Genomic DNA, 21,549 nt, shown 5'->3' with positions numbered 1-21,549 from the left:
AAGTACATGATGGCAAATATTTACGAACAAGGGCTAGAGCGCAATTCCGCGAATTTCACTCCCATTACCCCACTTCTCTTTTTGGAGCGTTCGGCGGAGATTTATCCTAATAAGACTGCCATCATTCATGGAAAGCTGCGCCAAACTTGGCAACAAACCTACGAGCGTTGCCGTCGCCTCGCTAGTGCATTACAAAAGCATGGCATTGGCTTAGGAGATACAGTGGCGGTGATGCTGCCTAACACTCCCCCTATGGTGGAGGCGCATTTTGGTATTCCGATGGCGGGTGCCGTATTAAATGCTTTGAACACCCGCTTAGATCCAGAGTCCATTGCCTTCATGCTCAATCATGGTGAGGCTAAAGTAGTCATCATTGATCCAGAGTTTTCCGGTGTGATCAAAACAGCATTAGAAATGGCCAAGAAAGAAAGTGGTCGCGATATCTTAATTATCGATGTTGAAGAAAAAGAATTTGATGTGGCGGGTGAGAGGCTAGGAAAGCTTACCTACGAACAACTCCTATCTCAAGGAGATCCAAGCTTCGCATGGCAGGTGCCGGTCGATGAATGGCAGGCAATCTGTTTGAACTACACTTCCGGAACCACGGGTAATCCCAAGGGTGTTGTCTATCATCACCGTGGTGCAGCGATTAATGCGGTCTCCAATATCCTGGATTGGGATATCAATAAGCATCCAGTGTATTTGTGGACACTGCCAATGTTTCATTGCAATGGTTGGTGTTTCCCCTGGACGGTTGCAGCTCGTGCCGGGATTAATGTGTGCTTGCGCCGTGTAGATGCGCAACATATTTTTGCAGCAATTAAAGAGCATGGCGTGACTCACTACTGTGCTGCGCCAATTGTGCATAACCTTTTGGTAAATGCCTCGGATGAAATGAAGGTCGGCGTACCAGCGGGCGTCAAGGGCCTCATTGCAGGCGCTGCGCCGCCAGCTTCTATTATTGAAGGCATGGAAAAGCTGGGCTTTGACTTAACTCACGTTTATGGCTTGACTGAAGTGTATGGTCCGGCAGCAATTTGTGTAAAACAAGACGCATGGAATGATGTAGATATTAGTGAGCGTGCTCGCTTGAATGCGCGTCAAGGTGTGCGTTATCACATGCAACAAGCGATTGATGTTCTGGATCCAGAAACGATGCAGCCGGTTCCTGCTGATGGCGAAACCATGGGCGAGATTATGTTTAAAGGCAATATCGCCATGAAGGGTTACTTAAAGAACGAGAAGGCCACCAAAGACGCGTTCGAGGGTGGTTGGTTTCATTCAGGTGACTTGGCGGTGATGAACCCAGATGGTTATATCAAGATCAAGGATCGGAGTAAGGACATCATCATCTCTGGCGGAGAAAATATCTCCTCTATTGAGGTGGAGGATGTGCTTTATCGTCACCCTGCAGTCATTGCCGCGGCAGTGGTTGCTAAGCCTGACCCGAAGTGGGGTGAGACCCCATGTGCTTTTTTGGAAATCAAGCCGGGCGTAGAGGTAACGCCAGCCGACATTATTGCTCACTGCAAACAGCATTTAGCTGGATTTAAGGTGCCTAAGGCGATTGTTTTTGGGGAGCTACCAAAGACTTCAACCGGCAAAATTCAGAAGTTTGAGCTACGTAGGCAAGCTGGATCTGCCGCCGCCATTGACGTCTAGTTTTGATGCCATAGGGCGGATAAAATAAGAGGTTACCCAATTTTTTGTCAATATTGAGAATTCCAAATGAAGATCTTAGTTGCAGTAAAACGCGTCGTTGATTACAACGTCAAAATTCGCGTGAAGTCAGATGGTTCAGGTGTCGATCTTGCCAATGTCAAAATGAGCATGAATCCTTTTGATGAAATCGCGGTTGAAGAGGCGGTTCGTTTAAAAGAGGCTGGTGTTGCCACTGAAGTGGTAGTTGTTAGTGTAGGCGTAACCCAGTGCCAAGAAACACTACGTACTGCCTTAGCGATTGGTGCTGATCGCGCAATTTTGGTTGAGTCTGACGCCGACTTGCAGCCACTCGCAGTTGCCAAGATTCTTAAAGCGCTCTCTGAAAAAGAGCAGGCACAAATCATTATTCTTGGCAAGCAAGCAATTGATGATGACAGCAATCAAACTGGCCAGATGTTGGCTAGTCTTTTAGATATTCCACAGGCCACTTTTGCATCTAAAGTAGTTGTGGCTGATGGTAAGGCTACCGTGACTCGCGAAGTGGATGGCGGCCTAGAAACGATTGCACTTACATTGCCAGCAGTGATTACGACTGACTTGCGCCTCAATGAGCCACGCTATGTGACTTTGCCAAATATCATGAAGGCCAAGAAGAAGGTGATTGATATTTTGAAGCCTGAAGATCTCGGCGTAGATATTGCCCCGCGTCTTAAAACCCTGAAGGTCGAAGAGCCGCCTAAGCGAAGTGCTGGCGTGATGGTTGCTGATGTAGCCGCTTTGGTAGATAAACTCAAAAATGAAGCGAAGGTAATTTAAATGGCTGCTCTCGTTATTGCTGAACACGATAATCAATCTTTAAAAGCGGCAACACTCAACGCGGTAGCAGCTGCCTTGCAGTGCTCTTCCGAAGTGGATGTGCTGGTTGCTGGAAGTGGCGCTGATGCAGCTGCAACAGCTGCTGCCCAAGTGACGGGCGTGCGTAAGGTCATTCAAGTAGATGCTAGCAATCTAGCTGATCAATTGGCTGAGCCTTTAGCTGCCCAGATTCTGTCAATTGCAAGTAACTACAGTCATCTTCTTGCTGCTGCAACTGCAAATGGCAAGAATGTGATGCCGCGTGTAGCCGCTAAGTTAGATGTTGCGCAGTTATCTGACATCACGAAAGTAGTTAGTGCCGATACATTTGAGCGTCCTATCTATGCAGGTAATGCGATTGCTACCGTGCAATCTGGTGATCCAGTCAAAGTCATCACAGTTCGTACGACTGGTTTTGATCCGGTGGCTGCTACTGGTGGTTCTGCGACGATTGAAAAACTCGCTGCCGCTGAAAGTAAATCTTCATCGTCATTTGTTGGCCGCGAACTCACAAAGTCTGACCGTCCAGAGTTAACCGCTGCCAAGATCATCGTCTCTGGTGGACGTGGTTTGGGTTCTGGTGAGAAATATCAAGAACTCATTGCCCCATTGGCTGATAAGCTCGGTGCCGCTTTAGGTGCTTCGCGTGCTGCGGTTGATGCGGGTTATGTTCCAAACGACTACCAAGTTGGTCAAACTGGCAAGATTGTGGCTCCACAGCTTTATATCGCAGTGGGCATCTCCGGTGCGATTCAGCACTTAGCTGGCATGAAGGACTCTAAGGTCATCGTCGCAATCAATAAGGATCCAGAGGCACCAATCTTTAGTGTTGCTGATTATGGTTTGGTAGCGGATCTCAATACTGCAGTTCCTGAGTTAACCAAAGCGTTGGGTTAAGAGTATTGGATGATTCGATTGAATAAAGAGGAGTAGTAATGCCATACATAGCCCCAGTAAAAGACATGCTGTTTGTGATGAATGAGTTGGCTGGGTTATCGAATGTTGTTGCGTATCCCTCGTATGCGCAGGCGGGCGCTGATGTTGATTTAGCCCCAGCAATTTTGGAAGAGTCTGCAAAATTTAATCAAGACGTTGTTGCACCACTCAATTGGCCTGGTGATCAAAACCCAAGCACCTGGAAAGATGGTGTCGTTACGACAACCCCTGGTTTTAAAGAAGCATTCGAGCAATTTGCAGCTGCTGGTTGGCAGGGTGTAGTTCATCCTGCTGAGTTTGGCGGCCAAGGCCTACCAAAATTAATTGCTACTGCCTGTTTTGAAATGGTTCACTCAGCTAGCCTATCTTTTGCTTTGTGTCCCATGTTGACTGATGGCGCAATTGAGGCTTTATTAACAGCCGCAAGCCCAGAGACTCAAGCGCAATACGTTCCAAATATGATTTCCGGTGAGTGGACTGGCTCTATGTGCTTAACAGAGCCACAAGCAGGATCTGATTTATCGATGGTGCGTGCGCGCGCTGTACCTGAAGGTGACGGTAAATACAAGATCTTTGGTACCAAGATCTACATCACCTACGGTGAGCACGACATGGCAAAGAACATTGTTCATTTAGTGCTAGCAAGAACGCCCGATGCTCCAGAGGGCGTTAAAGGGATTTCATTATTCGTGGTGCCGAAGTTTATAGTGAACATAGATGGTTCATTAGGTGAGCGTAATGATGTGTATTGTGTCTCGATTGAGCATAAGCTTGGTATTAAAGCGAGTCCAACGGCCGTTCTACAGTTTGGCGATCATGGTGGCGCGGTTGGCTATCTAGTAGGTGAAGAAAACCGCGGTCTTGAATACATGTTCGTGATGATGAATGCAGCTCGCTTTGCGGTAGGTATGCAAGGGATTGCGGTCGCAGAGCGCGCATATCAAAAGGCCGTGCAATACGCTAAAGACCGGGTGCAGAGTCGTGATCTAGATGGCTCTACAGGCCCAGTAGCCATTATTCATCAGCCGGATGTAAAGCGCATGTTAATGACAATGCGCGCATACACCGAGGCCTCTCGTGCCTTGGCGTATTACGCTGCAGCTGCTTATGATGCGCAACATGCAGCGCCTGATCAAGCTGAACGCAAAGCTAGTCAAGCTGTTTATGAATTCTTAGTGCCGATTGTGAAGGGCTTCTCTACGGAGATGTCGATTGAGGTTGCTAGCTTAGGCGTGCAAGTACATGGGGGCATGGGCTTTATTGAAGAGACGGGCGCTGCCCAGCATTATCGTGATGCACGCATCTTGACGATTTATGAAGGCACCACTGCCATTCAGGCCAATGATTTGATTGGTAGAAAAACGGTACGTGATGGTGGCGCAACTGCAAAAGTGTTTATGCAAAAAATTGCTGAGACAGAAACAGCATTGGCAGCCAGTGGTTCGGCAGATGCCAAAGCAGTACTTAAGCAATTAACTGTTGGCCGTACTGCATTTGAAGAAGCAGTAGCTTACATTGTGGCAAATGCCAAAAGCGATGCTAAGGCGGTCTACGCTGGCAGCTTCGCTTATCTGCGTTTGTCCGGCTTAGTGTTAGGTGGTTGGCAAATGGCGCGGAGCCTCTTGGTTGCAGAGCGACTGCGGGATAGTGACCCAGCTTTTTATGGCGCCAAGATTGCTACAGCACGTTTCTTTGCTGAGCATTTATTGCCACAGGCTGGAGCTTTAGCAATTTCAATTATTGAAAGTGGCCACTCTACTAATAGTTTAGAGGTGGAGCAGTTCTAACCTCATCCACGGAGCCTGGCACACCAAAAGCTATCTGCAATTATTGGGATAGCTTTTTTGCTTCATGAATTTGGGAAATGAAAAATTGCTCAAAAGAGATTGCCAAGAAAGTCATCATCACGCCGGCGCCCAATACAAGTGAGAAAATCACTGTCAGAATAACCGGCCAGCCAGAGCGAGTGCGACGGTGTTCTTCAATACCGGGATTAAATTGCGCATCCCACTTTTCATCTAGGCGCAGGCCAAACGCAATCGTGGTTAACCAACTCGCTTCAATTGCAATAAAGCCAAAGGTAATGAGTACCCAGCCTGGAGCGGAGTGAAAGTGTGCGTTCTTAAGAATAGTCCAACCAGCAATGCCACCAATCAATGCAAATAATTGCACCCAAGCCCAAAAGGACTTGAGACCTTGCAAGTAGAAGCAGTTCAATCCACTGCCTGGAAAAAATAACCCGAGAGCGCAAAAAATCAGTTTGGAGTTTTTCATGAATCTTCTAGCTTGTTATTTATTGTTATTGGGACGCTGTGTAAAGCTCAGCACTTCTCTGTCAGCGCCAATCATGAGCAATTGATCGCCGTTGCGAACAATACTGCGATAGTCGTTGAGCTCATACAGAAAGTCATTTTCTAATTCATTACGCTGAGGCGTGCATGCCATCTTGGTGCTAGTAATTTTAGTGAAGGTAAAGCCACGAGAATCCTCATCTAGTAGAGCGGTGAAACGATTGCAGCCGGTTGAACCACTGACACGCTGACTGTTGGCATCAAATGTGAGTTGTATGGGGTGGCTAGCCTCGCCTTGTGGAATGGTGCGGGTTCGCACTTCGCCATTGGTGTTAGGAGGTAAATTCCACCGCGTGAGCTCCCATTTGGTGTTGCGTAGCTCGCTACTGGGAGGGCTAGTTTTCGCGCCACAGGGTGGTATGACATTGGCACATCCATTCAAAAGGGCGATACCCACAGATGAAAACACCACAAATAGGCTATTTGAGAACCCTCTGATGGAGTATTTTAAGAGGGGGTGAGCCGCTAATTTTCTGGGGATATTCATCTAAGTTATTGTTTTATATATATTTTTTAATTACCACTGGGTTCTATTCTACTGTCTTAGGCACTCAAATAGGTGGAAGAAGTAGGGGTTTTCGTCTAGAATATGAGGTTTTCCGCTCTACCTTGCATTTAATTGGTGAGCTGGAGCCCAAGATTTTTTGTAGAAATTTCATTGGGTTGTAATCAACCTGTTTTCATTTTAGATTTTTTAAGGAATAAGTATGGTCGTCATTCGACTGGCACGCGGCGGCTCTAAGAAGCGCCCTTTTTACAGCATCGTTGCTACTGATAAGCGCAACCGTCGTGACTCGAACTTTATCGAGCGCATTGGTTATTTCAATCCTAAAGCAGCTGAAACTGAGCAAGCCATGCGCATTGCTCAAGATCGTTTGACTTACTGGACTGGTGTTGGCGCACAAATATCGCCAACCGTTGTTCGTTTGATCAAAAACAATCCTGCTGTTTAAATAACCTTGCTAAATACTTCATCTTTGCGATGGAGTTTTTAGTGGCTGGATTTTCAGTAGTTCTATTTCGGGAAAATAAGGTGTCTTTCAAATGAGTGCACCTTCCCTAAATGATTTGATTGAACTTGGCGCCGTTTCTGAGGCGCAAGGATTGCAGGGTCAAGTGAAGGTTAGACCTCACTCAACAGATCCTGTGGCGCTGCTCTCTTCTAAGGCTGTTTGGATATCTCTGATCCCGCGTAGGGATGCAGGTGTTTCTGCGTCTGTAGAGCAGGCCTCTTTGACCCAATACAAAGTGAAGAGCGCTAAGATGCACAGCGGCAATGTCCTAATGGCATTAGAAGGTGTAAGCGATCGCGATCAAGCGCTTGCATTAAAGGGCGCCAGAATATTGGTAGCGCGCGATGCCTTCCCTAAAGCAGAGAGTGATTCCTATTATTGGATTGACCTCATTGGGTGCCGCGCAGTCAACTTACAAAACGAAGAGCTTGGTGAAATCATCGATGTTACTGAGCATGGGGCTCATGGTGTAATTGTCATTGGTGAAGCCCCTAGTAATGGAATTAAACAACTCGTACCATTTGTAAAAGAAGTGGTACAAAACGTAGACTTGGCCAATAAAACTATCACGCTCGATTGGCAGAGTGATTGGTGATAGATCAATACGATAAATTTAAATATGCGCTTTGATGTTGTGACCTTATTTCCAGAAATGTTCTCTGCTTTAACGCAGTGGGGTGTGACAGGTCGCGCATGTGAGCAATCATTAGTCAGCGTTCATTTGTGGAACCCGAGAGATTTTTGTTCTGATTCTCGCAAGACGGTAGACGACCGCGCTTATGGTGGTGGTCCGGGCATGGTCATGATGGCCAAACCCCTGGAGGATACGGTTGCCGGAATTAAGGCAGCCCATCAGACGGCTGGAATTAAGAGTGGCTCAATTTGCCTATTAGCACCCCAGGGAGAGCGTTTTTCTCAGAAGATAGCCTCAGACATCCTCAATTACGGCAATTTAAGCTTCATTTGTGGGCGGTATGAGGCAGTAGACCAACGTTTTATCGATCGAAACGTCGATTTACAGCTTTCTATCGGCGATTTTGTGCTTTCTGGGGGTGAAATCCCCGCTATGGCCATGATGGATGCGGTGATTAGGCTGATTCCTGGAGTCCTCGGGGATGAAGAATCTGTGATCCAGGATAGCTTTATGAATGGCCTTTTGGATCATCCGCACTACACCCGCCCTGAAATATATGAAAATTTATCAGTACCGGACGTGCTTTTAGGCGGACATCACGCTAAAATAGCGGACTGGCGTCGGCAGAAGTCTCTAGAGCTGACGTTTAGGCTCCGGCCAGATTTAATTGAATCGGCCAGAACCAATGGGTTGCTAACCCGAGAAGATGAACAATTTCTTCGCTCTCTATAAATGGGGTTGTGATTAAAAGTTTGGTTTTTTGGTTTAGTGAAATTGTTTTAACTGCATCCTCTGTTAGGTCCGTTGATTTAGATCTCGGGATTAAACGCTAACAAGATGTTTAAGGATTAAAAATGAATTTGATCGAAAAAATTGAGCAAGAAGAAATTGCTCGCTTAAGTGCTAACAAAGTATTGCCAAGCTTTGCGCCTGGTGACACAGTGATTGTTAGCGTTAACGTTGTTGAAGGTACCCGCAAGCGTGCCCAGGCCTTTGAGGGCGTTGTCATTGCTAAGCGTAATCGCGGACTCAATTCCAGCTTTATCGTGCGCAAGATTTCTTCTGGTGAAGGTGTTGAGCGTACTTTCCAAACTTACTCACCATTGATCGCTAGCATTGAAGTTAAGCGTCGCGGTGATGTACGTCGCGCGAAGTTGTACTACTTGCGTGATCGTTCTGGTAAGTCAGCGCGTATTAAAGAAAAGCTTCAAGCTCGTACTAAGGCAGTAGCTGCTCCAGCTGCTGAATAATTGCTGCTTTGATAAAAACAGAAAGGCGACCTTGGTCGCCTTTTTTGTTGCCTTAGAATATGAATATGCCTAAGACCTCTAAACCTGAAGAAGACGCAATTAATGTTGCTGCGCCTCCGGGATTTGATGCACAAGCAATTCCGATTCATGAGATATGCATTAATGATAAAAAAGTATCTCCAAAGTTTTTAGAGCCTGCAGCTCTGAAGGCTCGCCTGCAAAATCCACCAGCATGGCAGCCGGAGATCACTGATGAAAACCGCCACGTGATTGCGGCAGACATTATTGCAAGACGCCAGGCAGTCGGCAAAGTGACCAAAGCAGCGGTGTTAATTCCACTCTTGCTCAAAGAAGAAGGCCTATCGGTTCTACTCACCCAGCGGACGAATCATTTACGTGATCATGCAGGGCAAATTAGCTTTCCTGGGGGTCGCATGGATCCGGAAGATCAAACGCCAAATGACACTGCCTTGCGTGAGAGCGAAGAGGAAATTGGCTTAGATCCTAAGCGGGTCGAGATTATTGGCCATTTACCTCAATATTTAACTGTTTCTGGCTATAGCGTTACTCCGGTAGTAGGATTAGTGCAGGCTCAGGCAGAATATGTCTTGGATGAATTTGAAGTGGCAGATGTTTTTGAGGTGCCCTTAAGTTTTTTATTAGACCCAGGGAACCATCAGGTCAGGTTGTGGCAAAGTGAGCAGGGCGGGCGTCGTTTTTATTCAATGCCTTATGAGAACCGCTTTATTTGGGGTGCTACTGCGGGAATGTTGCGTAACCTTTATCATTTATTAAAAGTATGACTTTCTTTTCTATTCTCTTCGCCCTGATTGCTGAGCAATATCGCCCAGTAACCTCAAGCCATTGGATTGTGCGCATGAGCACCCGTTGGTTAGATTGGGTTGCTGGAGAGTTCGGCGGCAAGACTGAGGAGGGCGCAAGCCCAATTGGCGCTCGGTTGGCCTGTTTGGTCGCCTTTATTCTGCCGACCTTTTTAGTGTTCTTGGTGTATGTCGCCTGTATGGTGACGTACCCAATTTTAGGTTTCTTGTGGAACGTTGTCATTGCCTACTTGTTTTTTGGCTTCCGTCAATTCAGTCATTCGTTCACGCTCGTTCATGAAGCAATCGAAGCGCATGACTTGCCGGCAGCACGTGCTAAATTAGGTGAGTGGTATGGTCCAGAATTAGATACTTCTGAGTTGACAGAAACTCAAGTGATTTCTTTGGCGCTTGAACGTGCCATCATTGGTTCGCATCGTCATGTGTTTGGGGTGTTATTTTGGTTCATGATGCCCATGGGTCCTGCAGGAGTTGTGTTGTATCGTTTGGCAGATATTGCGGCACAGCGTTGGTCTGAGCGCGGCGACTTTAGCCTGAGTGAGGCGGCACGCCATTTCTTCTACGTACTCGATTGGATTCCGGCTCGCATTACTGCTATGGGCTTTGCGATTGTTGGTAATTTCGAAGGTGCAGTTTATGCCTGGCGTTACCTCACGCTAAAATGGGCCGACTCTTTATCGGCAGTGATTTTAGCTGCAGGCGGCGGTGCATTAGGCGTTCGTTTAGGGGAGCCTTTAAGTGAGCCTGATAGCGATGAAGCTTTGCGCATGGCAGAAGCCGGTGAGCCGCTGATCTATGAAGTAGCCCTTGAGCCAACCGAGCGTACGATGCGTTCTGCAGTAGGTTTGGTGTGGCGCTTGGTCATCGCTTGGATGGCTTTATTGCTAATGCTGACCATCGCTCTTTGGCTTGGCTGATTCCCTGAATTTGCGTATCTGCCGTCTTTGAGTCAGAACGCAGCTGTCTAAATAGCGCTAGTCTTTCTGACGCTATTTCATTTCTGTTTACTGCATCACGAACTGCGCAATCTGGTTCTGATTGATGTGCACAATTGTGAAAGCGACACTTACCAAGTAAGCTCCTAAATTCTCTAAAGGCGTGTTGCAATTCGCTTACCGACATATGGGCTAAACCAAACTCCTGAAAACCTGGTGAATCAATGAGCGCACCCAGTTTGCCAGATTCATCTCTACCCCAGGTTTCAGGTAATTCAAAATAACGGCAAGCAGTAGTGGTGTGCTTACCGGTATCTAAACGTACTGAATATTCTTGGGTGAGGGCGGCAGCGTTCGGAACCCAGGCATTGAGGAGGCTAGATTTTCCCATGCCAGATTGACCCACAAAGACGGAGACCTTGCCACATAGTGCCGATTGGAGTGCATTAATGGATGTGGCATCAAACTTAGCAGATACCTCGCTCACTGGGTAGCCCATGCGCGCGTAGGGAGCGATGATTTTGCGAGCATGTTCCAAGTTGTCTTTGAGGTCGCATTTATTTAACAGAATGTGCAAGCCAATTTGATTGGCTTCTGCAGCCACCACTGCTCTGCCTAAGAGGTCGGGCGAGAACGCTGGTTGTGTTGCCAGCACTACCAAAATTTGGTCTACATTAGAGGCAATAATTTTGCTTTTAAATGCATCAGAGCGATACAAAATATTGACACGTGGCTCAATCTGAATAATGCGCGCTTGATCCGCGGACGTCATTTCTAGGAGCATCCGATCGCCAACTGCGCCAATGTGCTGCTTGGCGGGTGTGCTCACTTGAATTAATGGTCCTTGGGGTGATTCATTCCCTTGGGCATCTATCACTAAACGCTGCGCTAAATAATGCCTTCCATAAGAAGCTGTCAGCAGCGCGTGGAATTGTTCCATTACTGGACTGATTAACTCAGACGTTGTAAGTTAGCAATCCGCAGTGGAGCGGGTGGGTGCGAGCTATAAAAGGCGGTGTAGATTGGATCAGGTGTTAGGGTTGATGCATTGTCTTGATATAACTTCACTAATGCAGAAATCAGGTCTTTGGCCGAAGACTTTTCAGCCGCAAAGCCATCAGCTTCGTATTCATGTTTACGGGAAGCTAGGCTGGCAAGCGGCGTAAAGAAGAAGCTAAATACCGGCGATACCAGCATAAAGAGTGCTAGTGCCAGGCCGCCGTTATAGCCATTGAGGTTGGGCATGACACCCAGATCGGTATAGAACCAGATCTTCGCACTAATCCAACCTAGTAGGGCAAACATACCAAAGCTTAGGGCGAAAGAAACTAAGAGACGCTTACGAATATGGTTGCGTTTGAAGTGACCTAACTCATGGGCAAGCACAGCCTCTACTTCGCCTGGGTCCAGTTTTTCAATGAGGGTATCAAAGAACACAATGCGCTTGGCTTTACCCATACCGGCAAAGAATGCATTGCCATGAGCGCTACGCTTGCTGCCATCCATGACAAACAATCCTTGGCTTGCAAAGTCGCAGCGCTGCAAAAGTGCCTCGATTTGGGTTTTTAAAGGACCATCCTCTAGAGCTTGAAACTTATTAAAGATGGGTGCAATGAATGTAGGGAAGATCCACTGCATTAATAAACTGAATGCAGTTAATACGCCCCAAGCCCAAAGCCACCAAAGGTCGCCGGCTTGAGCCATGAGAGTCAGAATTACCCAAAGTAGTGGGATGCCAATGGCACCGCCTACGCCTAGCCCCTTGATCATGTCGCTAAAGAAAAGTTTCTTACCCATGCGATTAAAGCCAAAGCGCTCTTCTAGATGGAACTGTTTGTACCAAGAGAATGGCAAGTCAATCACCCCGGAGATAAGCACGATGGAAGTTAGCAAGGCGATTTGCTGGGCAATACCTTCGCCCAATAATTGCAGCAACGCCATATTGACGATCTGCAGTCCGCCTAGCAAAGTAAAGGCAATTAAAATGATGGCGCTGACACCGTTTTCTAAAATACCGAGGCGTAATTTAGCGATGGTGTAGTCAGCCGCTTTTTGATGCTCGGCCAAGCTCACTTTTTCGGTAAATTCAGCTGGGACCTCATCGCGGTGCTGAGATACATAGCGAATTTGGCGTTGGGAAAGCCAGTGGCGTAGGCCAAAGCTGGCGATAAAGGCGATCAGAAAAATAATTGTGAATGTCATGAGATCATTATAGATATGAGCGAACAAACGAACACGGCTGAGAATAAGGCGCCGCCCGCCAATGAACACCTTATTTGGGTGGATATGGAGATGTCGGGTCTAAACCCGGAAACCGAGCGAATTTTGGAGATTGCCATTATCGTAACGGACGCCCACCTCAACACCATTGCTACAGCCCCGGTCTGGGTAGTTCATCAAGAAGATGCCGTTTTAGATGGGATGGATGCTTGGAATAAAGGCACTCATGGACGCTCCGGTCTGATTGATAAGGTCAAAGCATCGACCTTGGATGAGGCAACCGTCGAAGTGGAGTGTATTGCCTTTTTAAAGAAATATATCAAGGCAGGTATTGCGCCAATGTGTGGCAATACGATTGGTCAAGATCGCCGCTTTATGGCGAAGTACATGCCGAAGTTAGAGGCCTACTTTCATTATCGCAATGTAGATGTCTCGACTCTTAAAGAGTTATGCAAGCGTTGGCATCCAGAGTTGGTAAAAGGTTTTACTAAACAGCAGGCACATACCGCTTTGGCTGATATCGAAGAGTCGATTGAAGAGCTTAAGTACTACCGCGACAAATTTATCGTCCCATTACCTCAGTAAGTTAAAAACTTAAAAAGAGTTTATTTCTTGAGGGCGCTCTTGGGTCTAAAGACTTTGATGACCTCTTCGTGGGTCTCTATATAAGGCCCACCAATTAAATCAATGCAGTAAGGAACTGCTGCAAAGATGCCGGGCACGATAGATTTACCATTCTCATCTTTTAGCCCTTCGAGGGTTTCGGCAATTGCTTTTGGTTGGCCAGGCAGATTGATGACGAGCGCAGCATGGTCTTCAATCTCTCTGAGAACGGCAACTTGTCTGGACAAAATCGCCGTTGGAACAAACTTGAGACTAATTTGACGCATTTGCTCGCCAAAGCCAGGCATTTCACGCGTTCCAGCCTCAAGGGTTGCCTCAGGGGTGACGTCTCTGCGTGAGGGGCCTGTGCCGCCAGTGGTGAGCACTAGATCGCATCCCATTTCATCGACTAATTCGACGATGGTTTCAGTAATGGCTTCAGACTCATCGGCAATTAAGCGTTCATGGAAAACACAGGGATTGGTCAGGGCATTTATTAACCAAGTCTGCAGGGCTGGGATCCCCTCGTCTTGGTATACACCCTTACTGGCCCGATCAGATATTGATATCAGGCCAATTTTGACTTCATTTGGAGTGCTACGGCTTTGGTCTTCTGTATGCTTCATGTTTCTATTCTAGCTATTATTAGGACATGTTTACATATTCATCCAGCCAGTTTCAAGAAATCGTTGATTTCATGCTTCAAGAAGCCAAAAGAAGAGGGGCTTCTGACGCGGTCGCCGAGGTTTCTGAGGGTCAAGGCCTATCCGTAACAGTTCGTAAGGGCGAGGTTGAAACCATCGAACAAAGCCTAGATAAGCAGGTAGGTGTTACCGTGTTTTTGGGGCATCACCGCGGCAACGCCAGCACGAGTGATTTTTCTAAAGCCTCTTTGAAGGCAACGGTAGATGCTGCGTATCACATCGCACAACATACAGCTGAGGATAGTTGTGCGGGACCGGCAGAGCGTGCGCTCTTAGAAAAAAATCCTCGTGATTTAGATTTATTTCATCCATGGAATATTGATGCGGCACATGCAGTAGAGATTGCCCGCACTGCAGAGGGAGCAGCATTTTCAGTTAGTAAGCAAATTCAAAATAGTGATGGTGCTTCTGTATCTGCGCATCACGCGCATTTCATGATGGGTACTTCACATGGTTTTATGGGCGGCTACCCATTTTCTCGCCACTACATTTCATGTGCGCCCATCGCAAGCGAGGGTGGTAAGCAATCCAATATGCAGCGGGATGATTGGTATTCCAGCTCCCGGATTCCGGAGGAATTGGCTGACCCTGCACTCATTGGCCAATACGCAGCGCGACGTGCGCTCTCACGCTTAAAAGCCAGATCTTTGACAACGCGTCGTTGCCCCGTCATTTTTGAAGCCCCTTTGGCAGCAGGCCTTTTAGGCGGCTTAGTACAGGCTGTCTCTGGTGGCGCACTTTATCGACGCTCGAGCTTTTTACTGGATAGCCTTGGTAAGCAGGTGTTGCCTAAGCATGTCAGCCTTTTCGAAAACCCGCACTTAAAAGCAATGACCGGTAGTGCACCCTTTGATGAAGAGGGCGTGAAGACTGCCGCAAGAACTGTTGTGGATAAGGGAATTTTAGAGGGATACTTCCTGTCCACTTACTCAGCGCGTAAATTAGGTATGAAGACTACTGGTAACGCTGGTGGCTCACATCACCTCACGCTTCAGAGTAAGAAAACACCCAAAGGTGGCTTACCAGCATTGCTAAAAGAGATGGGTACTGGTCTCCTGGTAACGGAGTTGATGGGTCAGGGCGTGAACTATGTCACCGGCGATTATTCACGGGGTGCTTTTGGTTACTGGGTTGAGAATGGTGAAATCCAATATCCAGTGGAAGAGGTAACGATTGCAGGCAACCTGCGCGATATGCTGTTAGATATCGCCATGATTGGTAGTGATACCTTGATACGAGGTACTAAAGAAACCGGCTCTATTTTGATTGGCTCCATGACAGTTGGCGGGAAATAAATGCGATCCAGAGCGGCAATACAAAGACGTTTATCTCTGACTTGTTAGTATTGCGGAATGCTCGATACCCTCATTCATCCTGTCATTGAATCTTTTCATGCGCACTCACTTACTTTTTTTATTTGTGCAATTGCGAGCGTAGTTGTTGTAGGTATTTCTAAGAGTGGCTTTGGTGCTGGCCTAGGGGTGCTGTCATTGCCGTTGATGGCCAGTCAATCCAGCATTAATGAGGCCTTGGCAATTTTGCTACCACTATTAATTGCGATTGACTTGGTGGGTTTACGCCGATTCATTAAGAATGCCGATTGGCATATTCTGAAACTCATTCTTCCTCCAGCCTTTGCGGGCATGTTCTTGGGAATGATTCTTTTTACAGTCATTACACCCAAAGCCTTGACGCTTTTTGTAGGCATTTTCATCATGCTGTTTTTGATTCAGATGTTGGTGACATCCCATTTTGATTTAAAGGAAGCTAAGCCTTATCCTTGGTTAGGTCGCTTGATGGGTCTTACCTCAGGATTTACCTCTTTCGTGGCTCACAACGGTGGTCCGCCCATTACGATTTTCATGTTAAGAGCAAAGCTCTTGCCAATGGTGTACACCTCCACTTTGGGCGTGTTCTTTACCTTTATTAACTTTGCTAAGTTGGGGCCTTATGCCTACTTAGATTTGCTCAATTTCAAGCAGCTAGCAACCTCAGTCATTCTTTTGCCATGTGTACCAGTGGGCGTTTATCTCGGTTTTTACTTGGCAGAAAAAATTTCCATGAAATGGTATTACCGCATTGTGCAGTTTTTCTTACTTGTGGCCAGTATCAAGCTGATTGTGGATGGCTTGATCTAACATGTTATTTAGAGGCAAGAACTTGCTGTAAGAAGCGTGAAATATCAGCGAGCTCTTCGCGGTTGACTGAGTGTTCCATTGGGTATTCATTCCAATGAACTGCATAACCCATCTTTTCAAGCAGAGCATGAGAGGCTTCGGCGCGCTCTAGTGCTACGACGGGGTCATATTCACCGTGAGCCATAAAGATGGGCGTGCTTTGGTTTGCCGTGTGTTTTTCAAGTGGAAGCGTCACTGCTAGTGGTAAATATCCCGAGAGGGCAATAATACCTGCAAGTTTGTGTGGAAAGCGTAGGCCAATCTGTAAGACCATCGCACACCCTTGTGAGAACCCGGCCAGTACGATATTTTCATAAGCAATACCTCGACTTACTTCACGCTCGATTAATTGCACAATAGACTCAGCTGATTTTTGTATGCCAGCAGCATCCTCTTGATCCATTAGGTCGCGTCCAACAATGTCATACCAAGCCGGCATGACGTAACCACCGTTGACGGTGACTGGCATGCTTGGCGCACTCGGAAACACAAACCGAATACCAGGACAGCCTGTCAGATCCAGTTCGGGAATGATGGGAACAAAGTCATTGCCATCGGCACCTAAGCCATGCAGCCAAAGGACAGCGGCTGTTGGGTTCGGGGCGGTCTCTAGTTCAATGCAAGGTAGTAATTCCATAGGGGGCTCGTCAGGTTTATAAGACATTATCACTCCAGCACAAAACTTTCGCTAGGGCACTTTTGGTGTAATAGGTAAAATCTGTCAATAGTCCTCCACAATCAGATTGGGATCTGCCATGAATTCTAAAAAGTTAACCAACTATATTCTTGCGGCAATGGTTCTGGGAATTGTAGCGGGGTATTTAGTGCACACCTTTAGTGTTGATAGCACGTTTTCAAAAAACTATGTAACTTACATTTCTATATTGACCGATGTTTTCTTGCGCCTAATCAAGATGATTATTGCTCCATTGGTTTTCTCAACCCTAGTGGTTGGCATTGCCAAAATGGGGGATGCTTCGACAATTGGCCGAATTGGATTAAAAACGTTTGCTTGGTTTATTTCTATGTCGCTGGTATCTCTTTTGTTGGGATTGGTGATGGTAAATTTACTTCAGCCTGGCGTTGGCGTGGAGTTGGCCTTACCCGAGATTGCGGCTAACACTGGTTTAAATAAGAACAGCTTAAATTTGCCGGAATTTGTTCGCCATATTTTTCCGACCAGCATCTTTGATGCCATGGCCAAAAACGAAATTTTGCAAATCGTCGTATTTGCTGTTTTCTTTGGCGTGGGCGCTGCTGGTATGGGTGAGCGTGCCAATGAGTTCGTCCGCAATCTAGATATGCTCTCGCACATCATGCTGAAAATTACTACCGCAGTGATGCGGCTAGCACCTATTGCAGTATTTTCAGCGGTTTCATCCGTCATAGCTGCGAATGGTTTGGGCATCTTGATGACCTACGGTAAATTCATGCTCAGTTTTTATGCTTCTATTGCCGTATTGTGGATAGTCATTGTTCTCATTAGTTCGGTAGTGCTAAAAAAACGTGCTGTACATTTGGTTTCAATGTTGCGTGAGCCAGCTTTACTCGCATTTACTACTGCTAGTTCTGAGGCGGCTTATCCGATGACCTTGGAGCAACTAGAGCGTTTTGGCTGTAAAAACAAAATTGCCTCATTTGTCTTGCCGGTAGGGTATTCGTTTAATTTAGATGGATCGATGATGTACTGCACCTTCGCTGCAGTATTTATTGCTCAGGTATATGGCATTGAGATGGAGCTTACGCAGCAGTTACTAATGCTTTTAGTCTTGATGATTACATCAAAAGGAATCGCTGGGGTACCGCGCGCATCCTTAGTGGTCATTGCGGCTACATTGTCCCAATTTAATCTGCCTGAGGCTGGCATTTTATTGATACTAGGTGTCGATCACTTTTTAGATATGGCCCGCTCCGCAACCAATGTCTTGGGAAATGGCATGGCAACTGCGGTAATCTCTAAGTGGGAGGGTGAGCTGGATGGCGAAGTTAAAAAACAAATCTAATTCATTGCATTGCAGCAGGTGAAAAGAATTTTTAATCGCCTAAGCGCGAGGCAGAGTAAGATTGGCTCAATAGACCCTTGTTGTATTTGGAGAGATTAGTGAAACCTTTTTATATTGACTATCCTCAGGAGAAAATTGAGGAGCATCAACATGCTTATCGCTGTCAATATTGCAAGATTCCGACAACGGTAATCTTTGGTTTGCTGGAAAATCATGCGGAAGATTGCCAATACAGAATGCAGCAAAGTAAATGGGCTCAGCTAGAGGCCAAACTGAAGCCCCATAAAGCGCATTTCGATGAACCCCATGCTGACGAGGTGGATTAAATGAAGACCTATCCTATTGCCCTTGAGTTAACTGTTTGGTTTGATCTGGGTTTAAATCAATACGAGGTAGTGATCGATGAGGCCTCTAAGATTTCGATTAAGAGAACGGATGATGTTTTGCATAGCAGGGGACTAACGCCTTCTGAGGTGACAATTTTGCTTGATGCGATTGAGGCAGTCAAAGTGCCCGTTACCGAGGAGTTAGAGGCTAATCCAGAAAACAAAGCGAGCTCTAGCTATGAATTAATTATTGAATCAGCACATTTCTCACTAGAGTTTAATTGGGAAAATGTAGATGTAGAGGCCAGCAGTTCAAACGCCTTTGAATCTGTTGTAAAGCTTGCCAGCCTGGTGCAAAGCTTAGATCTAGATCATTAAGTCAATTTAGCTTTCAACTACCACGAATTCACCTAAGGTAACTTTTTCTCTAAACTGAGAAAAAGAAAATAAGGCCCTTATCTTCTTAGTATTGATGACCTCAATCTTTCCCTCGGGAGTTAGATTGGCAAGATATTCGCCCTCCGGAAAGAGTGCCTCAGGAATAACTTCCGTCTCTTGGGCTAGAGCTTGCAGCACGAGACTTTTTGTAATTTTGATACGCATGCCGTATCTTAGGTTATAGAAATTAGCACTATTTTGTAGTCTGCACAATTTCGAGAATCGGCTGCACCATTTCTGGGTTTTTATATGAATGCTATTTAAGGCCTTCAGCAAGGGCTTTGCCTCCAGAGGGGTGGTAATTTTCTGTCAGCTATCGCACTTAAGTAGTGCAAGTCATCTATTTGTCACAATCCAAACCGGTGAGAGTGATGTCGCTACTTTATAGTCACTGTAATCATGACAGTTGGTAATATGAATTCCTCCTATCTATTTGTGTATGGCACTCTCAAATCGGATGCGATTAACGCTAGTGCACATTATTTTCACCGGCATGCTGATCTAATTGGGAATGCAAGATGGCAGGGGCATCTATACCTCGTAAGTAACTACCCTGGTGCAGTTCGAGCTGAGGCAAAAGATGGATTTGTTCTTGGCGAATTGTGGCTGCTCAAAAATCCAGAGTATGTCCTTACATTCTTAGATGAATACGAAGAATGTGCGCCTACCAGTCCACTTCCTCATGAATACCGACGCTCTGTTGAATTGGTAGAGAGAAACGGGGAGATGATTCCAGCTTGGTTGTATATTTATGCGCTAGATACCAGCACCCTGCAACGCATTCAAACTGGGAATTTCATGAATGACAATCAAGAAATCATGCGCAGAGCGCTTGCTAACGCCAATATTCTTTTGGCATCCTGAATATGCAGCTCTTCAATCAGCCTGCCATTGAGCACTGCAATACCGGCGCCCGATTGAATAGCCACTTCATAAGCAGCAATTTTTTCTTGAGCTTCACTGATTTCAGTAGGGGAGGGGCCAAATATTTCATTGGCTAAGGCGATTTGATTTGGATGAATCAAGGTTTTGCCATCAAAACCCATATCCCTTCCCTGGATGCAAGATTGCTTGAGTCCTGCCTCATCATCAAGGGACAGGTGAACACCATCCAGAACACAAAGACCATATGCTCTAGCGGCTAGCACGGAGAGAGATAGTGCCGTTTGAGTTTCTGCTCGGTTCGGGGTATGGCGAGCATGTAAATCCTTTACTAGATCTGAAGTGCCCAAGACTAAAGACTCGAGAAGTGGATGCGCGCTAGCAATCTCCTGAAGTTTAAAGATCGCCATCGGGGTTTCAATCATGGCCCAGATGGTCATAGTGGCTGGGGCATTTAATTCCTTTAGTAGAGTAGCTACTGCTTGTATTTGTGCTGCCGACTCTACTTTGGGTAAGACAATAGCATCTGCTTTGCTAGCGGCAAAAGTCCTTAGATCATCTAAGCCCCAAGCGGTATTGAGTCCATTGATTCTGACAACAGCTTCGCGATAGCCAAACCCTGACTCTAATGCCGTGAGAATATTTGCTCTCGCTGCAGCTTTAGTATCTGGCGCAACCGCATCCTCCAAGTCCAATATCAAAGAATCAGCAGGAAGGATTTTGGCTTTTTCTAAGGCCCTGGTATTGGCTCCCGGCATATACAGCACAGAGCGTCTTGGGCGATGAATGTTAATCATTTGTACTACTTTCTAGATTTAATAAGTCCACGCGAGTTTAAGTAGATTTAGCAAGGGATCTGGACCAAGGGCCATAGGACCCAGGAAAGGGTGAATGTAGAGAATCAGAAAATATAAAACCCCGACAATCGTGAGGCCTAAGAATAATATTAAGAGTAGATGAATCTTTGCTGACTTTAGTTTAAAAAGGCATGAAAAGAATAAAAAGACTAGAGAGCTGCTAATTAAGCCCATCCAGGCAGGAGCTGCCAATGCAAAGCGGGCATTGTATACGCGACTGCGGCGTAGATCGGTAGCATCTGTTGCCAAGCGGAGCATTTGTTGATGTGCGTTTGATTGGCCTACGTTTTGAGGTTGCAGGTGAATAACGATATCTTCAATTTTTAATAATTCTTTATAAGCCTTAATGCTAAATTGATCTTTGCTTAATAAAGGCCACTCTTCGTCGACTACTGTTTGTGTATAAGCTCTTAAGGCGTCCCTACCCTTTTTCTCAACATCAGGCGGAAATGCGGAAAATAGACGATACATATTATTCAGAGTGCTTGCTTCTTTCGTAATGGCATCACTCACTCCGTTGTAGTTTTGCCAGACCAATACTGTGACAAAGGCAAAAACTAAGCTGAATACAACACCCATCGCGTTATAAATATAGCCGGCGTACTCGGAGTCATCGCCAAATAGCAAATGCGGAAGCATTTTTTGGAAAAGCCAAAAAACCAGATAACAGAGCAGTAGAACCACAAAGACAAGCTCAAATCTCAAGCCGATATCGGAAAATTGCAGTGCATGTCTTAATAAAGGAAGATCCATGATGGTGCCGTATCAATAAGGGTGAGGGGAGAGGGCTTAAATACAGGGTAGCTTAGCCTATAGCCTAAACTATTTTATGGCGGGAAAAGCAAAAAGATGCGACAGTTC

General features: G+C 46.2%; 26 protein-coding genes. 17 read left to right on the top strand and 9 right to left on the bottom strand.

Annotated elements, in window-relative coordinates; genetic code table 11:
* Positions 1-9 precede the first annotated feature (9 nt).
* The 4 genes from C2740_RS06855 to C2740_RS06840 all read left to right on the top strand — a co-directional run bounded on the left by C2740_RS06855 (position 10) and on the right by C2740_RS06840 (position 5,240).
* On the top strand, positions 10-1,662 hold the full coding sequence (locus C2740_RS06855; RefSeq protein ID WP_215294348.1) for an acyl-CoA synthetase: 1,653 nt from the start codon (positions 10-12) through the stop codon (positions 1,660-1,662).
* A gap of 66 nt (positions 1,663-1,728) precedes the next feature.
* Positions 1,729-2,478 (top strand): electron transfer flavoprotein subunit beta/FixA family protein, encoded by a 750-nt coding sequence (locus tag C2740_RS06850; RefSeq protein WP_215292607.1) that lies wholly within the window; start codon positions 1,729-1,731, stop codon positions 2,476-2,478.
* The gene (locus C2740_RS06845; RefSeq protein WP_215292605.1) at positions 2,479-3,414 is read left to right on the top strand and encodes an electron transfer flavoprotein subunit alpha/FixB family protein; all 936 of its coding nucleotides are present in this window, start codon (positions 2,479-2,481) and stop codon (positions 3,412-3,414) included.
* 38 nt (positions 3,415-3,452) lie between these two features.
* Positions 3,453-5,240: an acyl-CoA dehydrogenase gene (locus tag C2740_RS06840; protein ID WP_215292603.1), complete on the top strand. Its 1,788-nt coding sequence runs from the start codon at positions 3,453-3,455 to the stop codon at positions 5,238-5,240.
* A gap of 40 nt (positions 5,241-5,280) precedes the next feature.
* On the opposite strand, the gene C2740_RS06835 is transcribed toward C2740_RS06840, so the two are convergent.
* Together C2740_RS06835 and C2740_RS06830 are read right to left on the bottom strand one after the other, a co-directional pair.
* A complete protein-coding gene (locus tag C2740_RS06835) occupies positions 5,281-5,727 on the bottom strand; it encodes a hypothetical protein (RefSeq protein ID WP_215292601.1) in 447 nt (148 codons plus the stop codon).
* Between the two features lie 15 nt (positions 5,728-5,742).
* The gene (locus tag C2740_RS06830) at positions 5,743-6,216 is read right to left on the bottom strand and encodes an META domain-containing protein (protein WP_251369614.1); all 474 of its coding nucleotides are present in this window, start codon (positions 6,214-6,216) and stop codon (positions 5,743-5,745) included.
* Between the two features lie 295 nt (positions 6,217-6,511).
* Between C2740_RS06830 and rpsP the strand changes: the two genes are divergently transcribed.
* The 6 genes from rpsP (at position 6,512) to C2740_RS06800 (ending at position 10,460) form a co-directional block, all read left to right on the top strand.
* Positions 6,512-6,757 (top strand): 30S ribosomal protein S16, encoded by a 246-nt coding sequence (rpsP, locus tag C2740_RS06825; RefSeq protein ID WP_215292599.1) that lies wholly within the window; start codon positions 6,512-6,514, stop codon positions 6,755-6,757.
* Between the two features lie 91 nt (positions 6,758-6,848).
* Positions 6,849-7,412 carry a ribosome maturation factor RimM gene (gene rimM / locus C2740_RS06820; protein WP_215292597.1) on the top strand — a complete coding sequence of 188 codons (564 nt, stop codon included), beginning with the start codon at positions 6,849-6,851 and terminating at the stop codon, positions 7,410-7,412.
* A gap of 24 nt (positions 7,413-7,436) precedes the next feature.
* Complete coding sequence (gene trmD, locus C2740_RS06815) at positions 7,437-8,183, top strand: tRNA (guanosine(37)-N1)-methyltransferase TrmD (protein ID WP_215292595.1); 747 nt, start codon at positions 7,437-7,439, stop codon at positions 8,181-8,183.
* Positions 8,184-8,305: 122 nt separating this feature from the next.
* Positions 8,306-8,701: a 50S ribosomal protein L19 gene (gene rplS, locus C2740_RS06810; RefSeq protein WP_215292593.1), complete on the top strand. Its 396-nt coding sequence runs from the start codon at positions 8,306-8,308 to the stop codon at positions 8,699-8,701.
* Between the two features lie 65 nt (positions 8,702-8,766).
* Complete coding sequence (locus C2740_RS06805; RefSeq protein WP_215292591.1) at positions 8,767-9,504, top strand: CoA pyrophosphatase; 738 nt, start codon at positions 8,767-8,769, stop codon at positions 9,502-9,504.
* Positions 9,501-10,460 (top strand): CobD/CbiB family protein, encoded by a 960-nt coding sequence (locus C2740_RS06800; protein WP_215292589.1) that lies wholly within the window; start codon positions 9,501-9,503, stop codon positions 10,458-10,460. The genes C2740_RS06805 and C2740_RS06800 overlap by 4 nt, the downstream gene beginning before the upstream one ends.
* On the opposite strand, the gene rsgA is transcribed toward C2740_RS06800, so the two are convergent.
* Positions 10,405-11,418 carry a ribosome small subunit-dependent GTPase A gene (gene rsgA / locus C2740_RS06795; protein WP_215292587.1) on the bottom strand — a complete coding sequence of 338 codons (1,014 nt, stop codon included), beginning with the start codon at positions 11,416-11,418 and terminating at the stop codon, positions 10,405-10,407. The two genes, C2740_RS06800 and rsgA, sit on opposite strands and share 56 nt — an antisense overlap.
* Positions 11,419-11,429: 11 nt before the next feature.
* Positions 11,430-12,680 (bottom strand): M48 family metallopeptidase, encoded by a 1,251-nt coding sequence (locus tag C2740_RS06790; RefSeq protein ID WP_215292585.1) that lies wholly within the window; start codon positions 12,678-12,680, stop codon positions 11,430-11,432.
* Between the two features lie 15 nt (positions 12,681-12,695).
* Between C2740_RS06790 and orn the strand changes: the two genes are divergently transcribed.
* A complete protein-coding gene (orn, locus tag C2740_RS06785; RefSeq protein WP_215292583.1) occupies positions 12,696-13,283 on the top strand; it encodes an oligoribonuclease in 588 nt (195 codons plus the stop codon).
* 20 nt (positions 13,284-13,303) lie between these two features.
* On the opposite strand, the gene mog is transcribed toward orn, so the two are convergent.
* Positions 13,304-13,927: a molybdopterin adenylyltransferase gene (mog, locus tag C2740_RS06780; RefSeq protein ID WP_215292581.1), complete on the bottom strand. Its 624-nt coding sequence runs from the start codon at positions 13,925-13,927 to the stop codon at positions 13,304-13,306.
* Positions 13,928-13,953: 26 nt separating this feature from the next.
* On the opposite strand from mog, the gene pmbA reads away from it, so the two are divergent.
* Positions 13,954-15,300 (top strand): metalloprotease PmbA, encoded by a 1,347-nt coding sequence (pmbA, locus tag C2740_RS06775; RefSeq protein WP_215292579.1) that lies wholly within the window; start codon positions 13,954-13,956, stop codon positions 15,298-15,300.
* A 57-nt stretch (positions 15,301-15,357) separates the two neighbouring features.
* Positions 15,358-16,143, top strand: a complete 786-nt coding sequence (locus C2740_RS06770) for a sulfite exporter TauE/SafE family protein (protein WP_215292577.1) — start codon at positions 15,358-15,360, stop codon at positions 16,141-16,143.
* A 4-nt stretch (positions 16,144-16,147) separates the two neighbouring features.
* On the opposite strand, the gene C2740_RS06765 is transcribed toward C2740_RS06770, so the two are convergent.
* A complete protein-coding gene (locus tag C2740_RS06765) occupies positions 16,148-16,846 on the bottom strand; it encodes an alpha/beta hydrolase (protein ID WP_251369613.1) in 699 nt (232 codons plus the stop codon).
* Positions 16,847-16,937: 91 nt separating this feature from the next.
* Here C2740_RS06765 and C2740_RS06760 point away from each other — a divergent pair, with 91 nt between their 5' ends.
* The 3 genes from C2740_RS06760 to C2740_RS06750 all read left to right on the top strand — a co-directional run bounded on the left by C2740_RS06760 (position 16,938) and on the right by C2740_RS06750 (position 18,889).
* Positions 16,938-18,185: a dicarboxylate/amino acid:cation symporter gene (locus C2740_RS06760; RefSeq protein ID WP_215292575.1), complete on the top strand. Its 1,248-nt coding sequence runs from the start codon at positions 16,938-16,940 to the stop codon at positions 18,183-18,185.
* 98 nt (positions 18,186-18,283) lie between these two features.
* Positions 18,284-18,511 carry a hypothetical protein gene (locus tag C2740_RS06755; RefSeq protein ID WP_215292573.1) on the top strand — a complete coding sequence of 76 codons (228 nt, stop codon included), beginning with the start codon at positions 18,284-18,286 and terminating at the stop codon, positions 18,509-18,511.
* Positions 18,512-18,889, top strand: a complete 378-nt coding sequence (locus C2740_RS06750) for a hypothetical protein (protein WP_215292571.1) — start codon at positions 18,512-18,514, stop codon at positions 18,887-18,889.
* Between the two features lie 6 nt (positions 18,890-18,895).
* Here C2740_RS06750 and C2740_RS06745 read toward each other — a convergent pair whose 3' ends face one another.
* Positions 18,896-19,114 carry a hypothetical protein gene (locus C2740_RS06745; RefSeq protein WP_215292569.1) on the bottom strand — a complete coding sequence of 73 codons (219 nt, stop codon included), beginning with the start codon at positions 19,112-19,114 and terminating at the stop codon, positions 18,896-18,898.
* 234 nt (positions 19,115-19,348) lie between these two features.
* Here C2740_RS06745 and C2740_RS06740 point away from each other — a divergent pair, with 234 nt between their 5' ends.
* Complete coding sequence (locus C2740_RS06740) at positions 19,349-19,813, top strand: gamma-glutamylcyclotransferase (protein ID WP_215292568.1); 465 nt, start codon at positions 19,349-19,351, stop codon at positions 19,811-19,813.
* Here C2740_RS06740 and C2740_RS06735 read toward each other — a convergent pair.
* Together C2740_RS06735 and C2740_RS06730 are read right to left on the bottom strand one after the other, a co-directional pair.
* Positions 19,759-20,628 carry a CoA ester lyase gene (locus C2740_RS06735; protein ID WP_215292566.1) on the bottom strand — a complete coding sequence of 290 codons (870 nt, stop codon included), beginning with the start codon at positions 20,626-20,628 and terminating at the stop codon, positions 19,759-19,761. The genes C2740_RS06740 and C2740_RS06735 overlap by 55 nt on opposite strands.
* Positions 20,629-20,646: 18 nt before the next feature.
* Entirely contained in the window at positions 20,647-21,441 is a 795-nt protein-coding gene (locus C2740_RS06730; protein ID WP_215292564.1) for a DUF4239 domain-containing protein, read from the bottom strand.
* Positions 21,442-21,549: the final 108 nt, after the last annotated feature.

This window comes from Polynucleobacter sp. MG-5-Ahmo-C2, from assembly GCF_018687735.1.
GTDB lineage: Bacteria > Pseudomonadota > Gammaproteobacteria > Burkholderiales > Burkholderiaceae > Polynucleobacter.
The sequence above is the reverse complement of the archived record's forward strand: the minus strand, read 5'-3'. Positions and strand labels throughout refer to the sequence as shown.